The organism is Mycobacterium sp. URHB0021, from assembly GCF_054057895.1.
This window is the reverse complement of sequence record NZ_JBSRZT010000002.1, coordinates 2,155,917-2,172,300: the sequence shown is the minus strand read 5'-3', so window position 1 is coordinate 2,172,300 and position 16,384 is coordinate 2,155,917. Positions and strand designations below refer to the sequence as shown.

Sequence of the window (16,384 nt, the reverse complement as noted above, 5' to 3'; positions counted from 1 at the left end):
ATCGCGCCGCCACGGCCGCCAGTGCCGCCGCTGCCACCGGTGGTGTCGCCAAAGTCGGCATCCGCGCCGCCTCCCTGACCGCCGCTACCACCGGGACCTGCGATGACGCCGCCACGGCCACCGGTACCGCCGGCACCGCCCTGGCCCGCCGCGTCGACGTACGCGTCGGAGAAGCCGCCGTCGCCGCCCGTGCCACCGCTACCGAACGCCGTTGAACCGCCTGCCCCGCCGGCACCGCCGGTAGCGGTCACGTCGGTCTTGGGTCCCTCGTAATGGGACTCCCCTTCGCCGCCTGCGCCACCGTTACCTGCCGTGCCGGTCGTCGAGTTGCCGCCCGCACCGCCTGCGCCGCCAGTGGCGTTGCCGTCTTCTGAATCTGCGAAGCCGCCCTCACCGCCGGCGCCACCATTGCCGCCGAGGAGGCCGCCGCGGCCGCCCGCACCGCCGGCACCGCCATTGGCGTCACCGGTGACTCCGTCGTTGCGGTTGCTCTCGTCGGGATCATTGTCGTCAACGCCGCCGCGGCCACCGCCGCCGCCATTGCCGAACAACAAGCCGCCGTTGCCGCCCCTACCACCCGCGGTCGCCGCGGAAACCTGGACTATTTCACCGGTTTCGCCGCGCTTCTCGTATACGGCGTCCACACCGTCCCCGCCTGCGCCGCCGTTACCGAAGAGCAGACCACCGTTTCCGCCGTTTCCGCCGAACGCCCCTGCACCTCCGTTGCCCCACAGCAGCCCGCCGTTGCCGCCTCTGCAATTGGCGGTGCAATTGGGATCGAGCTGAAGACCGCTGAGGCCATCGCCGATCAGCCAGCCACCCTGGCCGATGATCGGTCGAAACGCCGGAAGCTGGACGGTCCCGACACTGAGGGACGCTCCGAACATCGAGTTGGTCGTGGGCGAGCCGCTGGAGCCGAGCACATTGCAGCTCGGACCACTCAGCAAGCAATTTTGTGGCGGGCCGAGCGGCAGCATCGACCCGGTCGATGTCAACTGCACTTCCACAGTGACCGGCGCCGGCGCGCCCGGCGACGCGACTGCCAGCGCGCCGATCCCGGCCAACGCGAACCCTGCTACTCCTGTACCTACGTATTGGCGTGCCGACATCCGCGGCGCGCGCTTGCGCTGTTCGGACAAGGTGTGACCCCCTTTGGTTTCGTACCTGTCGACACCCGGCAGGCGCTGTTTCTGCGTCTTCCCTGAGAGAGATTTGGCAACTGTATGGTCGTTGCTACCACTGTGTCAAGCAAACACATCACAGTCTGCAAGCTAATTTCTGTGCGCGCGAGTGGATGGTTCGTCGATTAGCGCCAACCTGGACGGTGGAACGGCCGTCGAAATGGGCGAAGATGGTAACGGAGACTCGGGTGTGCCATCGCCGTTCTCATATAACTCGCAGCTAGAAGGTCTGAAGTAGGGCCCGGCGGACTGTGCGAAGGCCGTTCCCCGACACATACCAACCGACTGGCTTCCGACCGTTCACGCCGCCGCCCAGCGGGACATGCGGACAGCAATCTGCATCGACTTGCAGATTCAGCAATCGTTCTCGAGTGCTCCAACAACGTCGTTGATCCTTGCTGTATTCCCGGCTGCGTACCGCTTGAGCACCCCTGGTGACACGTGCGTGCGACGAACCCCACCGACAGGTCGCCGAAACAACAGCAAGGGCTGTGAAACGACCTGCGTGACGACCGGGAATGATGTTTCGGCGGGGAACCCTAGAGCGGATCGCGAGCCGCGGGGCATGACATGCAGCGGGGCCCGCCACGGCCGGTCCCCAGTTCGCTCGCCGAGATCGGCAACACCTCGATGCCCGAATCCACCAGTCGCGCATTGGTTTCGGCGTTGCGCTCGTAGGCGACCACGACGCCGGGCGCCACCGCCAGGGTGTTGTTGCCGTCGTCCCACTGCTCGCGTTCGGCGGTCACGGGGTCCAGGCCCGTCGCGATCACCCGCAGCTTTTCGATACCCATGGCAGCCGCGGCCGCCTCGATGAACGGGGCCGCGTCGTCGATCTTCACCTCACCGTCGCCGACCCGGTGAATCGTGAAGGCGGACAACGAGTCCACGATGTTCGGATACATCACGACGGCGTCCACATCGACCATCGTGCACACGGTGTCGAGGTGCATCTGTGCGCGTTCCTGTGCGATCGGCACTGCCAGCACCGTATGCGCCAGATCGTCGTCGAACAGGCTACGGGCAAGCGCCTCCGCGCCGGCGGGCGTGGTGCGCTCGCCCACCCCGACCGCGACCACGCCGGGCGCCAGCAGCAGCACGTCCCCGCCCTCGACGGGCGCCGAACGCGACTCGTAGGCGCGGCGCACGCCGAGGAACCGTGGGTGGTGCGCGTAGATCAGGTCGGTCAGCGACGTCTCACGCACCCGTGCCGGCAGCGCCAACGACGTGATCGCCACCCGGGGACCCATCCAGAACGACGAGTCTCGGGTGAACATCAGGTTCGGCAGCGGCTCGATCACGAAGTCACCACCGTGGTGCATCCTTCGCACCAGCGACAGCTCACCACCGCTGATCGGCAGCTCGTTGAACGTCATGCCCGCCATCAGCACCCGCGCCAGCGGCGCCGGCTCGAGTGTCCGCAGATATGCCGAAAGCTCCTGCGCCAGCGGTAGTCCCAGCCGCCGCGGATCGACCGCCGCGGCGATGCCGTGCATCCGGGCCGCGCCGCTCTTCGACAGCGCCTCGGTGAGCAGATCCGCCAGGAGCAAGACCTCGACACCTCGCGAGAACAGCACCGCGGCGAACGCATCGTGTTCCTCCTGCGCCTTGGTCACCCACGGCAGACCGTCGAACAGAAGCGCGTCGTTGTTGCGCGGCGTCAGCCGTTGCAGTTCGGCGCCGGGCCGGTGCAGGATGACAGCGCGCAGCCTGCCGACCTCGGAGTCGCAGCCCAACACGGTGTCTGTCACATCTAGCACCGTAGCGGCCGGCCCGTCGACTGCCACCTCAACTATGGTTGAGGTCATGGATTTGATCCATGAGCTGACCCCCGGCGAGATGGCCGAACGCAGCGGCGTCGCGGTGTCGGCGCTGCACTTTTACGAACGTGAAGGGCTCATCCACAGCCGGCGCACCGGCGGCAACCAGCGCCGCTATGCACGCGAGACGTTACGCCGGGTGGCGTTCATCCGCATGTCGCAGCGGCTCGGCATTCCCCTGATCCGCATCCGCGAGGCGCTGTCGACATTGCCCACCCACCGCGTGCCGACCAGCAAGGACTGGGCGAAGCTGTCGGCCGGCTGGCGGCAGGACCTCGACGACCGGATCCTGCACCTGCAGCGGCTGCGCGACAATCTGACCGGCTGCATCGGCTGCGGGTGCCTGAGCCTGAAGACCTGCGCGCTGTCCAATCCCGGTGACGTCCTTGCCGGACAGGGCCCCGGCGCGGTTCGACTGTGACGATTCGAACGGGTGTGCGATAGACTCGTGTACATGGAGTCGGCGCTGCAAAGCTCTCTCTTCGAACACGCCGAACGTCGTCACCTCGGTAACGGCGCATGGGTCGACGTGCGGGCCGGCTGGCTGACCGACGACGAATCATTGTTCGACGAGCTGCGCGAGTGCATTCCTTGGCGCGCCGAGCGCAGGCAGATGTATGACCGCGTGGTCGACGTCCCGCGGCTGGTCAGCTTCCACAACCTCGTCGACGAGCCGGTGCCGCATCCGCGGCTCAAGCAGATCCGTCGTCGCCTCAACGACGCCTACGGCGGTGAACTCGGCGAACCGTTCACCACCGCGGGCCTGTGCCTGTACCGCGACGGCGAGGACAGCGTGGCCTGGCACGGCGACACCCATCGGCCGCAGCAGCACCCGGGACACCATGGTGGCCATCGTCAGCCTCGGCGCGACAAGGGTTTTCGCGCTGCGGCCGCGCGGCGGCGGCAAATCGCTGCGGCTTCACCACCATCACGGCGATCTGCTGGTGATGGGCGGGTCCTGCCAGCGCACGTGGGAGCACGCCATCCCGAAGACTGCCCGGCCCGTCGGTCCGCGGATCAGCATCCAATTCCGGCCCCACGACGTGCGCTGACGCGGCAGAACCTAGCCCTCGACCGCGGCGACGGCGGCGCCGAGCAAGTCGCGGGCCCGTTTCGTGTCGACGGGCGCGACGGGCTTGTCGGGCACGACGAGCGGGTTGGCGGTGACGATCACGATGTACTGCCCGAATCTGGCGACGTAGTTGTAGAGTTCGCCGGTGCGGGGCTTACCGTCGACCGTCGTCTGCACCACGCGGTGTACGCCGAGAGTGTGCACGTTCTGAATCTGGGGGGCGTCGACGACTTCGGCGACCCCCCGCATGCCCGGCCCGGTGAACCCGACCTTCTGGCAATTCGATGCGGGATCGTTGGGGGGCACCGTCTCCGAGGTCTCGACCGCGATCGCGATGAACCGGTTGCCCTCGCCCTCGGCGGTCAGCGCCGCCATGTTGCCCTTCACCCCGGCGGGCAGCACCGCGTCGGTCGCCGCCTTCCCGCAGTCGGCCGGGTCGAATGTGATTCCCGGCGGCAGGGGCTGGGGAGCGAAGAGCTTCGGATCGATGCCGGTCGGTGCGGTATCGGTGACCTGGAACGGTGGACCGAAGCTGGACCGCACATTCTTGACGTTGGCGATGTCCGCGTGGGACAGGTCGGGCTCGGCCGACTGGCCGGTGCCACATGCGGCCAGGACGCCGGCGCATGCGATGACGGGTACGGCTTGCCGGAGGGCAGGAGCGTAGTGACTCGGGAATGTGCGCCGGTTGAACATCGCCGTCAATGTACCCGCAGGTCCCCGCTCAGCCCCGTAATGCCGACAACGTTTTGACGAGCAATGTCGCGGCAAAATCCTGTCGGAGTGGAGGATTCGGCGATCCAGGATCGGTGACAACGGTCACGAAAGCGACGTAGTCACCGAGATACGCGGTCACCGTGTCGGCATGTGCGCGGGTTTCGGTGCCACCCTCGACGACGGTCGTCGTCGCGGTGCTCATCGCCACCGTCGCGGCTCCGTCGACGGCGGGCGCATCGACCAGTGTGACGCTTCCGCTCGTATGCCCGCCGGCCAGCGTCCAGTGGCCGCAGTCGGCGACCAGCGCCGGATCGAGACCGGTGTGAAGCGGCGGCGAGCCGGTGACCACGACGTGCACGATTCCGCCGGGACCGGAACCCGACCACCCTCGGGTCGTCACGGCGGCGTCGACCGGATCGCCGAGCGACCGGCACTGCGTCGGCTCAGCGCTCCATCCGGGACCCAGACCCCACAGACCGGCAGGCGCCGCCACCCCGGTGAGGTCGACGATCTCGTATCCCGGGGGCAGATCCCCGCGCAACCGGTCGACGCCGGCGGGGTTCACGGGCCGGTGGGACGACGGCGTGGTCTGCACGACGGATGACGCGGGACCGGCCGGCAGGCCACACGCCGCCACCGGGAGGGACAGCGTGGCCAGCAAGGCAAACAGCCGCACTCCCGTTGATACCACAGAGGTTGCCGAGAAAAGCCCTGCAACATCCCGTGTCCCCAGACCAGGACTTTCGGGGCAGATCGACCAACGGGTGGCGAGATTGCGCCGTGCGCTGCGCGCAGGCCGCGGATCATAACAACTTCCTGCGCTTCGAATCCCGGCGCGAGGCGTTGGACACACCCGGAATCAATCTGTGCAGCCGCAGGTTTCATCCTTTAGACCGGCGCTCACCGGGAACGGTGCCAGCTGGCCGGGGGAAACGACGTGGAGGCACCACAGATGAATATTTTCACGTTCGCCGTCATCGCGGGAGGCTCACTCACCACGCTCGCGATGGGGCTCGCTGCAGGTGCCGAGGCCGCGCCGTCAGGCCTCGGTTCGGCGCAGGACACCGTCAACGAGCTGGAAAGCTACGGCTACAAAGTCGTCCTGGACAAGTTGGGCCCCCGTCCGCTCGACCAGTGCTCGGTCGACTCGGTTCGGCCCGGTGCCGCGGTCGTCCAGCCGGTCGGGGCAGGCAGCGAGATGCTCAACGAAATCGTCTACCAGACCGTGTATCTCACGGCCAAGTGCTGAGGCATCGGTCAGGCGGCGTCCTTCTGGTCGGCAGCCGCAGCCTCGTCACGGTCCTCACCCGTGGAATCCGCGTTTTGCGCACCGGTGGCGTCACCGCCGGCGACCGGGCCATCCGCTGATCCGTCCGGCTTTTCGCCCTCCGACGCCTGACCGGAGGGCGTGCCCGGTGATGACGGCACGTGGGATCCCTTCGGACCGTCGAACCGGATGGGACCACGTACCTTGGGCCGATCCGGATCGGTTGCGGACACCTTCCGCTTCACCCCCGGGTTGCTGACCGGTTCGACCGGCTTGACGGTTGTCTCGGTGTTCTCCACCCCGTTCTGTGCTGTTTCCCCACCGGTGACCTCTGGCTGCGTTTCCGCACGGATTACCGGCTGCTCTTCAGCGGCCCCCGCAGGAATCTCGGCATCCTCGGGTGCCAACTCGGTCTCGACCGGCGACCCGGCCATCGGCGACTTAGCTTCGGGGACAGCGGATTTCACGATACCGCGGGCAGTGAGCTCGACCGGCTGCGACAGCCGGGATGTGTCTGTGGTGTCCACAGCTCCCGCGGCGGCCGGACCATCGAGAGCATTGATCGCCGGCGACGGCGGATTCGGCAGCGACGGACCACCGACACCGAACGGTCCCGCGGGTGTGGTGCCGAGCGGTCGGCCGAGGCCGAACCCCTGCATCATGTCGTCGAAGCCGACCGGTATGGAGCGCAACAGGTTTATCACCACGGCGATCGGGTTTCCGACCGGCAGGATGCTCAGCCCGACCCGCAGACCCGGGCTCAGATTGCGCACATACGCGTCCTCGATCAACACCCGCATCGGCGCGTCGATGAGTTTCAGCAGCGCCTTGGGGATACCGATCTGCTGCAGCGGCATCAGGATCGGCAGGATGTCCGTGGGGAACATGTAGTAGGTCGTGTCTCCCACCGTGTCCTGATATTTCGCTTCGCTCAACGGCTTGTCGACCACTTTGCCGTGCAAGAGCAGGTAGCCCGCGAAGGCGTTGATGGTGGCCAGCCAATTGAGGAATCGCGGAGGGAAGTCACCCCCGAGAGCGTCGTACTGCTGGACGACGTCGATCGTGGGATACAGGAATGCCCCGCCAGGGCCCACCGGGCCATTGTTCGGCGCGGCCCCGTAGAACGGAATTCCCATGATCGGGATAGTGGGGATTCCATTGCCCCACATCATGATTCCACCGTTGGGACGCATCGGATTCGCGATCAGGTTGAACATCCGGGACGGATCCCCCGGCTTGTAGGCGTTGATCAGGTCCTGCTTGACCAGCGAGGCGATCACCGCGCTCTGCGAATATCCGAAGATCGCCATCGGGTCTGCGGCGCCCGGCGGCGAGTAAGCCCCGCCATTGTGGTCACAACCGACTCCGGTGAGACAGCGGTGGACGTTGGCACGGCCGTCGGCGACCGACCGCTCGAAGGTCATCAATCCGGAAACCGGAAAGAACTCCTCGGGCGTGACCACCGCTACGGCGTTGGTCACGAGTTCCCGCTCGCCCATTGATCCGGAGCTGATTCCCGGGTTGATGTAGCGCCTGACCGCACCGTCGAGGTAAGAGCCGATGAATCCGGGCGAATCCCGACCACTGAGCGGATGGCCCGTCCCACCCATGACGAGGGCCGTCGCGGCCTGCAGCTGAACCGCGGTCGTCATGCTCCAGGAAACCGTCAACCCGATGGCCGCGAAAAATGCCAGAAAAACCGCCGACAGCGAACGGATATTCATACGCATGGCCAGGACCCCTCTGCCACTCTGCCCATATCGATGAGATGCACGTCTGACGGATGCCGGGCCCCGTGAGTTATCGAGTGTCCAACTTGAATCAGCAGTACAGGTGGATCTTCCACCCGTCGTGGCGAACCCAGGAGGGATTCCGAATGCTCGAAAGCAAATTGCTTGACGAGTCAAGCAATTTGGTTTGCTGGCGCAAACGTATAGACCATTTATTCAGGCCAGCAAACTGCAGAAACGAGTTCTAGGTTCCGTGCTGTTCTGAAGCACGCTATTTGCGATGACAACCGTATCGGTTTCCTGGCGGTGCGCTGCAGATCCTCGGCGATGCCCTAAAGCACCCACGCTTCCTCCGGTTTTCCGGTGACGATCCGCCGATGCCGTACCGATTCCCGCTGCGCCAAGTGTTTGCCGACCGTAGGCTACGCCCGAGATTTCCAACCGACGGGAGACCCAATGACAAGCTCACTGCGAGCCGGCGTGATCGCCATGGCCGCCGTTGCACTCGGCATCGGCCTGGCCGGCTGCGGATCGGATACCAAAACCGAGCCGTCGTCCTCCACGCAGGCGAGCAGCAGCAGCAGCGAAGCGGAGACCACCAGCAAGGCCGCACCGACCACGTCGGCGCAGGCAGCCGCGGGAACGAACAAGACGATCGTCGATTACATCAAGGAGAACAACATCACCGAGACGCCCATCCATCGCGGGAATCCCGGGTCGCCGACGATCGACCTGCCGTTCCCCGAGGGCTGGGAGGACGCAGGCAACCGCACGCCGGAATGGGCCTACGGCGCAATCGTGGCCACCGATCCGGCGCTGGCACCCGACCCGCCGACCATCATCGCGCTCGTCTCCAAGCTCGTCGGCAACGTCGACCCGGCCAAGATCCTCGAGTTCGCACCGGGTGAGATCAAGAACCTGCCCGGATACGAAGGGGCCGAGGAGGGCAGCCCGAGCACGCTCGGCGGCTTTGACGCGACCCAGATCGGCGGCACCTACACCAAGGAAGGCGCCAAGCGGATGATCGCCCAGAAGACGGTCGTGATACCGGGCCAGGACGGGCTGTACGTCCTGCAGCTCAACGCCGATGGCACCGAGGATCAGATGGGCCCGCTGATGGACGCGACCTCGGTCATCGACGAGCAGACCACGATCACCCCCTGACGCCGCACCGACAAGGTCGGAACCGATGACTTCAGGGCAGCCGTCCGCTTCCAACGAGCCTGCCCCGCCTGCGCGTGGCCTCATCTGCGAGGAGCGCGGACGCGATGTCAGCGCGGCGCAGGGTGAAGCCGAGGCGGAGACGTCGAAGGTTCAGCATTACTTGCGCGCGATGAGCCCTCGGTTCGTGTGGTCGATGGCCGAGGGCTATCCGGTGGTGGTGAAACAGTTCATCTAGTTCTGCCTGATCATCATCTGTCCGGCCTGGGTGTTCGCCGTGCTCGCCGGCGCCCTGCTACACCTGGCGTTTCACGTAACAATCTACCCGCTGCTGTGGCTGCTGTTCTGGCCGATGCGGGCCTACCAGAAGAAGCACCATCCCGAGGAGTACGCCGAGTCGCAGCGGAAGAACTAGCGGCCGGGCGTGGGTCTCTTCGGCTCCGCGCGGCTCGAGTGGGGCTACCACAACTTCTACCGCTACCACTGGGCAGGTCGGCACCGATTACCCAGCGCGGCAAGCGAATTCACCGGCACCTCGGCATCGTTCACGGTGCCGTCGTGGGCACCGAGGTCCTCGCCGGTGCTCGCGAGGTGGGCTTGCCGACTCGTCGCCGAACGCGGCGGCCGCGACGTCGACACTGACGGTGGGTTCGCCGTCGTCATCGCCACCGCCGACGTCGAAGCGGTCGAGGAACCGATGCAACGGGTCTGGGGAGACGGTGCCACCGTCATGGACATCATGATCCCGTCACCGGTGTACCGGGCAGGCGAGACGATCTCGGGAAACGTGACGTTACGCCCCAGCAGGGCGTGCCGAACGGAGACGTCGCGGTGTACTGGCAACGCCAACGCGAGCACCATCCGCTGGACAAGTATCCGGCTCAGGGGGTGCGCTCGACGGTCGAATCATGCAGCTGGACAGGGAGATTCCGCTGCGCGCCGGTACGCAGATCGCGCTGCCCTTCGAGTTGGCACTACCCGATGACGCGGCCCCTCGGCGGAATCCGTTCACCTGTCGTTGTCGTGGTTCGTCGCAGCGAGGATGTTCTATTCCGGCGTCACCAGCCACGGTCGAACGCGCTCGCCGCCCGATCGTCGTGGTCAACGCGCCCTGACGGTCACGCCCGCGAGATCGCTGACGCCTCGGCCACCTGGTCATCGGTCGGACGCACGCCGGTGTAGCGCTCGAATTGTTCGGCGGCCTGCAGTGCGATCACTTCGGCTCCGGTGATGACGCCTACGCCCGCGGCCCGCGCGGCGGTGATCAACGGCGTTTCCGACGGCATCGCGACCACATCGAAAACCGTGTGCGCCTTGCCGATTGTCGACTCGTCATACGCCCGCTCGGATTCCTCGGGCCCACCGGCCATACCAAGCGGCGTGACGTTGACGATGATTTCCGCCGCCAGCGAGCCGACTTCCCGGGCGTAGTCGTAGCCGAGGCGCTCGGCCAGCACACGCCCGGCCTCGGTGTTGCGGGCGATGACGGTGCCCGTGTTGAATCCGCTGTCCCGGAATGCGGCACCGACCGCACTGGCCATCCCGCCGCTCCCCCGGATCAGCACCGACTGTGTCGGCTCCAGCCCGTGCTTGTCGATGAGCCGTTGTACCGCAAGGTAATCCGTGTTGGACGCGGTCAGGCGTCCATCGTCGTTGACGATGGTGTTGACGGAATGGATGACCCGCGCTGACGGCTCGACATGGTCGACGAGCGCAATGACGTCCTGTTTGAAGGGCATCGAGACCGAGCAGCCGCGGATGCCCAGCGCCCGCACGCCCCCGATGGCGGCGGCGATATCGGTGGTGGTGAACGCCTTGTAGATGAAGTCGAGAGCGAGGTGCTCGTACAGGTAGTTGTGAAACCGCGTGCCGATATTACTGGGACGCCCCGACAGCGAGATGCACAGCCGGGTGTCCTTGTTCAGCGCCGGCCTCTTCCCGCCGGCGGTGTTCAGTGCATCCGGCATCAGCCGACGGCCCTGATCACCTGGCGCGTCATAGCGCGGATCTGCTGCGTGAGCTCCGGCGTGAAGTGCAGGTCACGAGTGTCTGGGACGTCGATGGAGGTGGTGACTACACCGAGATCGTCACGGTGCCACTGCGCTCCGAAATGATCGAGGATGGCTCGCATGGGGTAATTCTCCGTCAGCACCCGCGCGGTGAAGCGTTCGACTCCGTCGTAGCCCGCGGCCACCGCCAAGGCGTCCATCAGAATCGTGCCGATACCGCGGCCCTGGTAGGCGTCCGCGACGATGAAAGCCACTTCGGCGACGGTCGCGTCGTTCTCGTCGCGGACGAAGCGGGCGTCTGCCACGACGGGGCCCTCGGGTCCGTCGGTCATCACCCAGACGAAGTGATCCACGTAGTCGACCTCGAACAGGTACGTCATCAACGACTTGGTGGGTCCGCGCGCCGACTGGAAGCGGCGGTACATCGTCTCGCTGGAGAATTCGACGGGCCCGTTGGTGGTGCGCTCGTTGTCACCGGGCAGGACGGGCCGCAGGAATAGCTCGCTGCCGTCGCGCAGGCTGACCGGAATCGGCGTGATGAAGGCGGCCAGGCGCTGGCGCGCCGTGCGCACCAGCTTGTCCATCATGCTCGGGATCTCGAGCATGGTGGCGAAGGCGTCACGACCGCCCACCCAGCCCTTCAGCCGGTCCACCGCGACGACCGTGGCGGTGCGTGGGGCGTCGCGGAGCAACGCGATCTCACCGACGATCAGGCCCGGTTCCAAGCCGACGACGGTGTCGTGGCCGTCGACCCCGGTGTGGCTGACCTCGGCCCGGCCGCTTCCGATCAGCAGGAATGAAACCGCCAGCTCGCCCTGCTGCATGAGGACCTGACCCGGCGCGGCGCTCAGCGGTCGCATTCGCGCCGCCAGCGGCGACAGGGCCTCGACGGGGCAGCCGGCGAACACCGCGAGGACGGCGAGTTCGTCAGCACGCACAGCGGTCAGGCCTGCCACGCCACGAGGCTACGGGGTGTACATCGGCCCGATCAAGGAATCCGGCGCCGCGCCAACACGTCCGTACTGGTACTTTCCGCTAAATTGGTTCCGCACGATTCGTTTGCTTAAACTCGTCATTTATTGTCGGTCTGGTTAATATCAAGACCGGCGGAGCAAACACCGTCCGACGGCCGAACAGAGGGGCTGACGCTTATGCCGGGGTCTTCGATACCCGCTGTGTTGCGCGAGCGCGCCAGTCTGCAGCCCAACGACGAGGCATTCACATTCGTCGACTACGACACCAATTGGGAAGGTGTCCCCGAAACGGTGACGTGGTCCCAGCTCGCGCGACGCGCGTCGAACGTCGCACGCGAACTACGGCTTTGCGGTCAATCTGGCGATCGCGCAGTCATTTTGGCGCCGCAGGGGCTGGAATACATCTACGCCTTTCTCGGTGCGTTGGAGGCCGGGCTGATAGCCGTTCCACTGTCCGTCCCCAACCACGGCGCGCACGATGAGCGCATCACCTCGGTACTCCGCGACACGTCACCGTCGGTGATCTTGACGACGTCTGCTGTCGCGGGCGATGTCGCCGGTTACGCAACGCCAGACAACGATGGACCGGCTCCAAAAGTGATCGAGGTCGATTTGCTCGACCTCGACGCCAGGAAGGTGCCTCGCATTCGGGACGCCGACCGTCCGGATATCGCCTATCTGCAGTACACCTCCGGGTCGACCCGCGAACCCGCCGGGGTCATGATCACCAACAGAAACCTTTCAGCTAACTTCGAGCAGCTCTATGCCGACTTCTTCGTCGAATACGGAAAAGTTGCCCCGCCGGATACCACGGTGGTCTCGTGGCTGCCCTTCTACCACGACATGGGTCTGCTGCTGGGCGTTTGCGTCCCGATCCTCGGCGGCCTGCGCACGGTGCTGATGAGCCCGATGGCGTTCCTGGCACGCCCCGCCCGGTGGATACAACTGCTGGCCACCAATACCCGGTGCATGACCGGGGCACCCAATTTCGCTTTCGAGTTGGCGGTGCGCCGGACGACCGACGAGGACATGGCCGGTCTCGACCTCGGCAGTGTGCTGGGCATTCTCAGCGGTAGTGAGCGGGTGCACACCGCTACCCTGCGACGATTCACCGACCGATTCAGCCGCTTCGGTTTCCGCGACACCGCGTTCCGCCCCTCGTACGGTCTCGCAGAAGCAACCGTGTACGTGGCGACCCGGCGACCCGGCGATCCTCCGGAGATCGCGCACTTCGAATCGGAGAAACTGTCGGCCGGACACGCGAAGCGACGCGCCAACGGCGGCGGCACCGACTTGATCAGTTACGGCGTGCCGCATTCACCGTTCGTCCGGATCGTCGATCGGGACACCAACACCGAATGCCCGGCCGAACAGACGGGCGAGATCTGGGTGCACGGCGAGAACGTGGCCGCCGGTTATTGGAAGAAGCCGCAGGAAACGGAGCGCACCTTCCACGCGGCGCTCGTCGCCCCGTCGTCGGGGACGCCGGGAGGGCCGTGGCTCAGAACCGGCGACCTCGGGTTTATCTCCAATGGCGAGCTGTTCATCATGGGCCGCATCAAAGACGTGCTCATCGTCTACGGGCGCAATCACTACCCCGAAGACATCGAGGCGACGATCCAGGAGATCAGCGGCGGCCGGTGCGCAGCGATCGCGGACTCCGACGCGGGGACCGAAAAGCTGGTTGTCATCGTCGAACTCAAGAAGCGCGGCGCCTCCCACGAGGACGTCCAGGCGAGATTCGAGGCGATCAAAGGTGAAATCGCCTCGGCGGTCTCGACGTCGCATGGACTCAGCATCGCTGATTTGGTGTTCGTGGCGCCCGGATCGATCCCGATCACCACCAGCGGCAAGATCCGGCGGTCGACGAGCGTCGAGCAGTACCGGGAGGGCCGGTTCATCCGCCTGGACGGTTAGCGGATTTCCTTCCATTCCTTACTTGCCGACCGTTTGAAAAACCACACCGACGTGGTGTTGGTAAACCATTCCCAGATCAGACTTCGCCAGCCGGTCGAGTGCGCCCTTCTACCCGTGTGGTAGACGCTGAGCGTCTTTTCGAAACGCGTTCTGCCTATCTTTGACAGCCGGAGAAACAAATCCATGTCTTCGGCGGCGGCCATGCTTTCGTCGAATCCGCCGATTCTTCTGAACGCATCGGTGACGATCATCTGAAATTCACCCCCGGAACCGCCGAAGTGCAAGATGTTGTTCTGCAGGCGTAGTTGCAATCCGAGCATCGCAAAGACGATGCGATCAATGGTGGTACTCGACTCAGGGAGAACTTTATATTGCACGGTCAGCGCGACCAATCTCGCGTTTTCCTGAAATGCTTTCCCTGCGGTTTCGAAGAATCCGTCGATATCGGGAACGACGACGTCAGCATCGAGAAAGACGAGATAATCGCCGCTGGCAGCCGCAGCTCCGATATTTCTGGCCATGGCTATCGTCTGTCGGGTCGGTTCGCCGTGAACGAAGACTTTATCCGTATATTTTCGGGCCACCTCGACGGTGCCGTCGCGGCTGTTGCCGTCGGAAATTATGATCTCGTGCTCGCCTGAATAGCCGGCCACGCACCGTAGAGTCATCTCGATCGTCTTGATCTCGTTCAGCGTCGGGATGACAAAGGAAATCATGTCTGCCGTTCAGTTTGGCTATTGTCGGCAATTTCGACAATCGGGGTGGACTCGGGTGCCGCCGCCGCTAAGCGCACAATGCTGGTGCGCGTCGCGAGCATCCGCCATTCCTTGATCCAGTAGCGCAGCAGCCCGTACCGGTAGCGAAACTGAGCCCGCGACCCGTAGAGACGGCTCAAGCCGGTGGCCGATTGCCGTCCGAAATGGTTGATGTACGCCATCTCGGTTCCGTAGACGCCGAACCCGGCTTTTCGGGCGCGAAGGCAGAGGTCCGCGTCGGCGCCCCAGGCGAACTTCCCCCAGGCCCGCTCGTCGAACTCGCCGACCGCCAACCAGGCCGCCCTGGAGATCATGAAGGCGCACCCGTCGGCGAACGGCAGCTTCCGGAGGACGGGTTTGGGGTGATAGTCCGCGGCCGGGCCGCGGTACTCGGAGACGATCCGGAGATGGCCGTTGATGTCGTCGTAGACGGGCACCACGATCCCGGCGTCCTCCGGGTTGCGCGGATCAAGGACGCCGTCGACGAAACCCGGGGACAGCCGGGTGTCGTTGTTCAACGTCATCGCGTGGCTGTAACCATTGGCGAATGCGTAACGCAGGATGAAGTTCGACCCGCCCGCCCACCCGAGATTGCGGCCCGGCGTGATGACCTGTTCGTCGCCGATTCGGGGGTAATCGCCCTTGTTGTCGACGATTACGAAGTCGGCGGGTTCGCGGCGCAGGTCGGCGAGAAGTGCGTGGGTGTACTCGTGTTGACCGTAGACCGGAACACCGATCAGCAGCATTTGCTCGCTCCCCCTGAAGTTGACGGCCCAATGCTAGACGAGGCGCTTCGCCGTCTCGCCTCGCGAGCGTGGACAAACTCCCGAAACGCATTGGTCGGCGACACGTTCTCGCAATCGCTACGAGGTCCGTCGAAGCCAGATACCGCCTGGATATACCTTCAAGCCCTCGGGGAAGTACTGACGTACCAGCTCCCGGTGCTTCAGCCAAAACCACGAGTTGAAGAACAGGATTTCAAAGGTGTCGTTGTAGCTGAGGAACGCGCGCAACAGATACGCCTCATTCCAGCTGCGCCGTTCGGCCAGCCAAGCATCGGGATACTCGAACGGAAAGAAAATGTCGTGGATGTGCACCAGCACGCCCGGCTTCAACCGCGGAAGGACCCGGAAGAACAGCCAGTTCACGTCGCTGCCCGGCTTGCTCACATGGGTGCTGTCGATGAACAGGATGTCGTTTTCGCCGAGCTCATCGAAGACGTCGAGGGGAACGTCCTGGACGGCACTCCGATGGATCGTGGCCGTCCTGTCGTCTCCTTCGCCGAGCAGACGCGACAGGCGTTTCGGGTAGGGCTCGATGAAGGTCAGTTCGACGTCAGGTAGTTCTTTATCGCGGACGTCCAGAGCGACCGCCGAGGAAAAGCCGGAGCCGACCTCCACGATGCGCTTCGGCCGGAAGGTCGTCAGGATGGAGTAGTAAATGGCTCCGTCGCCTAGCCCGAAGTACTCGTTATCCGGCGCGTACCGACGCCATGTCTTCGAGAAATCGCCCCATTTCGGCCCGATTTGGCTGGCGAATTCGATCTGCTGCTCAGCGCGCAGGTCATAGGCGTCGCTGACCTCGAGACCGGCACGCTGGGCGCGTGCACGGTCGGCGTCGGCCACGCTGGACACCGGGGAATAGAAGTGTCCGGGCGGATGGAACAGACGCATCGTTCGGGCAGCGTTCAGCACCTCACCGGCGCTAGGCAACCTCACCGACGACACTCCCCTCTTCTGGTTCCGTCAGATCGTAGCGGTGCGCCGGCTGTGCGTGTCATC

General features: G+C 65.1%; 16 protein-coding genes and 2 pseudogenes. 7 read left to right on the top strand and 11 right to left on the bottom strand.

What is annotated here, in order from left to right; genetic code table 11:
* Window positions 1-644 precede the first annotated feature (644 nt).
* Window positions 645-752, bottom strand: a pseudogene (locus tag ACVWWN_RS12990) (hypothetical protein); the annotation flags it as partial.
* A 968-nt stretch (window positions 753-1,720) separates the two neighbouring features.
* Window positions 1,721-2,932, bottom strand: a complete 1,212-nt coding sequence (gene arcA / locus ACVWWN_RS12985) for an arginine deiminase (RefSeq protein WP_457144265.1) — start codon at window positions 2,930-2,932, stop codon at window positions 1,721-1,723.
* A gap of 55 nt (window positions 2,933-2,987) precedes the next feature.
* On the opposite strand from arcA, the gene soxR reads away from it, so the two are divergent.
* On the top strand, window positions 2,988-3,422 hold the full coding sequence (gene soxR, locus ACVWWN_RS12980) for a redox-sensitive transcriptional activator SoxR (RefSeq protein ID WP_457144264.1): 435 nt from the start codon (window positions 2,988-2,990) through the stop codon (window positions 3,420-3,422).
* Between the two features lie 33 nt (window positions 3,423-3,455).
* Window positions 3,456-4,053, top strand: a pseudogene (locus tag ACVWWN_RS12975) (alpha-ketoglutarate-dependent dioxygenase AlkB).
* 11 nt (window positions 4,054-4,064) lie between these two features.
* Here ACVWWN_RS12975 and ACVWWN_RS12970 read toward each other — a convergent pair.
* Both ACVWWN_RS12970 and ACVWWN_RS12965 read right to left on the bottom strand, forming a co-directional pair.
* The gene (locus tag ACVWWN_RS12970; RefSeq protein ID WP_457144263.1) at window positions 4,065-4,769 is read right to left on the bottom strand and encodes a DUF5642 family protein; all 705 of its coding nucleotides are present in this window, start codon (window positions 4,767-4,769) and stop codon (window positions 4,065-4,067) included.
* Between the two features lie 28 nt (window positions 4,770-4,797).
* Entirely contained in the window at window positions 4,798-5,466 is a 669-nt protein-coding gene (locus tag ACVWWN_RS12965; RefSeq protein ID WP_457144262.1) for a DUF5642 family protein, read from the bottom strand.
* Between the two features lie 276 nt (window positions 5,467-5,742).
* Here ACVWWN_RS12965 and ACVWWN_RS12960 point away from each other — a divergent pair, with 276 nt between their 5' ends.
* On the top strand, window positions 5,743-6,039 hold the full coding sequence (locus ACVWWN_RS12960; protein WP_457144261.1) for a hypothetical protein: 297 nt from the start codon (window positions 5,743-5,745) through the stop codon (window positions 6,037-6,039).
* Between the two features lie 8 nt (window positions 6,040-6,047).
* On the opposite strand, the gene ACVWWN_RS12955 is transcribed toward ACVWWN_RS12960, so the two are convergent.
* Window positions 6,048-7,787: a PE-PPE domain-containing protein gene (locus tag ACVWWN_RS12955; RefSeq protein WP_457144260.1), complete on the bottom strand. Its 1,740-nt coding sequence runs from the start codon at window positions 7,785-7,787 to the stop codon at window positions 6,048-6,050.
* A gap of 456 nt (window positions 7,788-8,243) precedes the next feature.
* Here ACVWWN_RS12955 and lpqN point away from each other — a divergent pair, with 456 nt between their 5' ends.
* From lpqN to ACVWWN_RS12940, 3 genes are read left to right on the top strand one after another with little or no spacing between them, the layout of a single operon-like run.
* Complete coding sequence (gene lpqN, locus ACVWWN_RS12950) at window positions 8,244-8,951, top strand: envelope biogenesis lipoprotein LpqN (protein WP_457144259.1); 708 nt, start codon at window positions 8,244-8,246, stop codon at window positions 8,949-8,951.
* A 25-nt stretch (window positions 8,952-8,976) separates the two neighbouring features.
* Window positions 8,977-9,186: a hypothetical protein gene (locus tag ACVWWN_RS12945; RefSeq protein WP_457144258.1), complete on the top strand. Its 210-nt coding sequence runs from the start codon at window positions 8,977-8,979 to the stop codon at window positions 9,184-9,186.
* Window positions 9,187-9,225: 39 nt separating this feature from the next.
* Window positions 9,226-9,363: a hypothetical protein gene (locus tag ACVWWN_RS12940; RefSeq protein ID WP_457144257.1), complete on the top strand. Its 138-nt coding sequence runs from the start codon at window positions 9,226-9,228 to the stop codon at window positions 9,361-9,363.
* Between the two features lie 62 nt (window positions 9,364-9,425).
* Here ACVWWN_RS12940 and ACVWWN_RS12935 read toward each other — a convergent pair whose 3' ends face one another.
* From ACVWWN_RS12935 to ACVWWN_RS12925, 3 genes are all read right to left on the bottom strand, one after another.
* Window positions 9,426-9,797 carry a hypothetical protein gene (locus ACVWWN_RS12935; protein ID WP_457144256.1) on the bottom strand — a complete coding sequence of 124 codons (372 nt, stop codon included), beginning with the start codon at window positions 9,795-9,797 and terminating at the stop codon, window positions 9,426-9,428.
* 269 nt (window positions 9,798-10,066) lie between these two features.
* Window positions 10,067-10,915 carry a shikimate 5-dehydrogenase gene (locus ACVWWN_RS12930; RefSeq protein WP_457144255.1) on the bottom strand — a complete coding sequence of 283 codons (849 nt, stop codon included), beginning with the start codon at window positions 10,913-10,915 and terminating at the stop codon, window positions 10,067-10,069.
* Window positions 10,915-11,913: a GNAT family N-acetyltransferase gene (locus ACVWWN_RS12925; RefSeq protein ID WP_457144254.1), complete on the bottom strand. Its 999-nt coding sequence runs from the start codon at window positions 11,911-11,913 to the stop codon at window positions 10,915-10,917. The genes ACVWWN_RS12930 and ACVWWN_RS12925 overlap by 1 nt, the downstream gene beginning before the upstream one ends.
* Before the next feature lie 195 nt (window positions 11,914-12,108).
* Here ACVWWN_RS12925 and ACVWWN_RS12920 point away from each other — a divergent pair, with 195 nt between their 5' ends.
* On the top strand, window positions 12,109-13,848 hold the full coding sequence (locus ACVWWN_RS12920; protein WP_457144253.1) for an AMP-binding protein: 1,740 nt from the start codon (window positions 12,109-12,111) through the stop codon (window positions 13,846-13,848).
* Here ACVWWN_RS12920 and ACVWWN_RS12915 read toward each other — a convergent pair.
* The 3 genes from ACVWWN_RS12915 to ACVWWN_RS12905 form a co-directional block, all read right to left on the bottom strand.
* A complete protein-coding gene (locus ACVWWN_RS12915; RefSeq protein ID WP_457144252.1) occupies window positions 13,845-14,564 on the bottom strand; it encodes a glycosyltransferase in 720 nt (239 codons plus the stop codon). The genes ACVWWN_RS12920 and ACVWWN_RS12915 overlap by 4 nt on opposite strands.
* A complete protein-coding gene (locus tag ACVWWN_RS12910) occupies window positions 14,561-15,349 on the bottom strand; it encodes a glycosyltransferase family 2 protein (protein WP_457144251.1) in 789 nt (262 codons plus the stop codon). Before ACVWWN_RS12910 ends, ACVWWN_RS12915 begins: the two co-directional genes overlap by 4 nt.
* A 117-nt stretch (window positions 15,350-15,466) precedes the next feature.
* Window positions 15,467-16,321 (bottom strand): class I SAM-dependent methyltransferase, encoded by an 855-nt coding sequence (locus ACVWWN_RS12905; RefSeq protein WP_457144250.1) that lies wholly within the window; start codon window positions 16,319-16,321, stop codon window positions 15,467-15,469.
* Window positions 16,322-16,384: the final 63 nt, after the last annotated feature.

Excerpts from the sequence above, each read along its gene's own strand:
- soxR (WP_457144264.1), top strand. The coding sequence starts at position 2,988 with ATGGATTTGATCCATGAGCTGACCCCCGGCGAGATGGCCGAACGCAGC.
- ACVWWN_RS12970 (WP_457144263.1), bottom strand. The coding sequence starts at position 4,769 with ATGTTCAACCGGCGCACATTCCCGAGTCACTACGCTCCTGCCCTCCGG.
- ACVWWN_RS12960 (WP_457144261.1), top strand. The coding sequence starts at position 5,743 with ATGAATATTTTCACGTTCGCCGTCATCGCGGGAGGCTCACTCACCACG.
- ACVWWN_RS12955 (WP_457144260.1), bottom strand. The coding sequence starts at position 7,787 with ATGCGTATGAATATCCGTTCGCTGTCGGCGGTTTTTCTGGCATTTTTC.
- lpqN (WP_457144259.1), top strand. The coding sequence starts at position 8,244 with ATGACAAGCTCACTGCGAGCCGGCGTGATCGCCATGGCCGCCGTTGCA.
- ACVWWN_RS12945 (WP_457144258.1), top strand. The coding sequence starts at position 8,977 with ATGACTTCAGGGCAGCCGTCCGCTTCCAACGAGCCTGCCCCGCCTGCG.
- ACVWWN_RS12930 (WP_457144255.1), bottom strand. The coding sequence starts at position 10,915 with ATGCCGGATGCACTGAACACCGCCGGCGGGAAGAGGCCGGCGCTGAAC.
- ACVWWN_RS12920 (WP_457144253.1), top strand. The coding sequence starts at position 12,109 with ATGCCGGGGTCTTCGATACCCGCTGTGTTGCGCGAGCGCGCCAGTCTG.
- ACVWWN_RS12915 (WP_457144252.1), bottom strand. The coding sequence starts at position 14,564 with ATGATTTCCTTTGTCATCCCGACGCTGAACGAGATCAAGACGATCGAG.
- ACVWWN_RS12910 (WP_457144251.1), bottom strand. The coding sequence starts at position 15,349 with ATGCTGCTGATCGGTGTTCCGGTCTACGGTCAACACGAGTACACCCAC.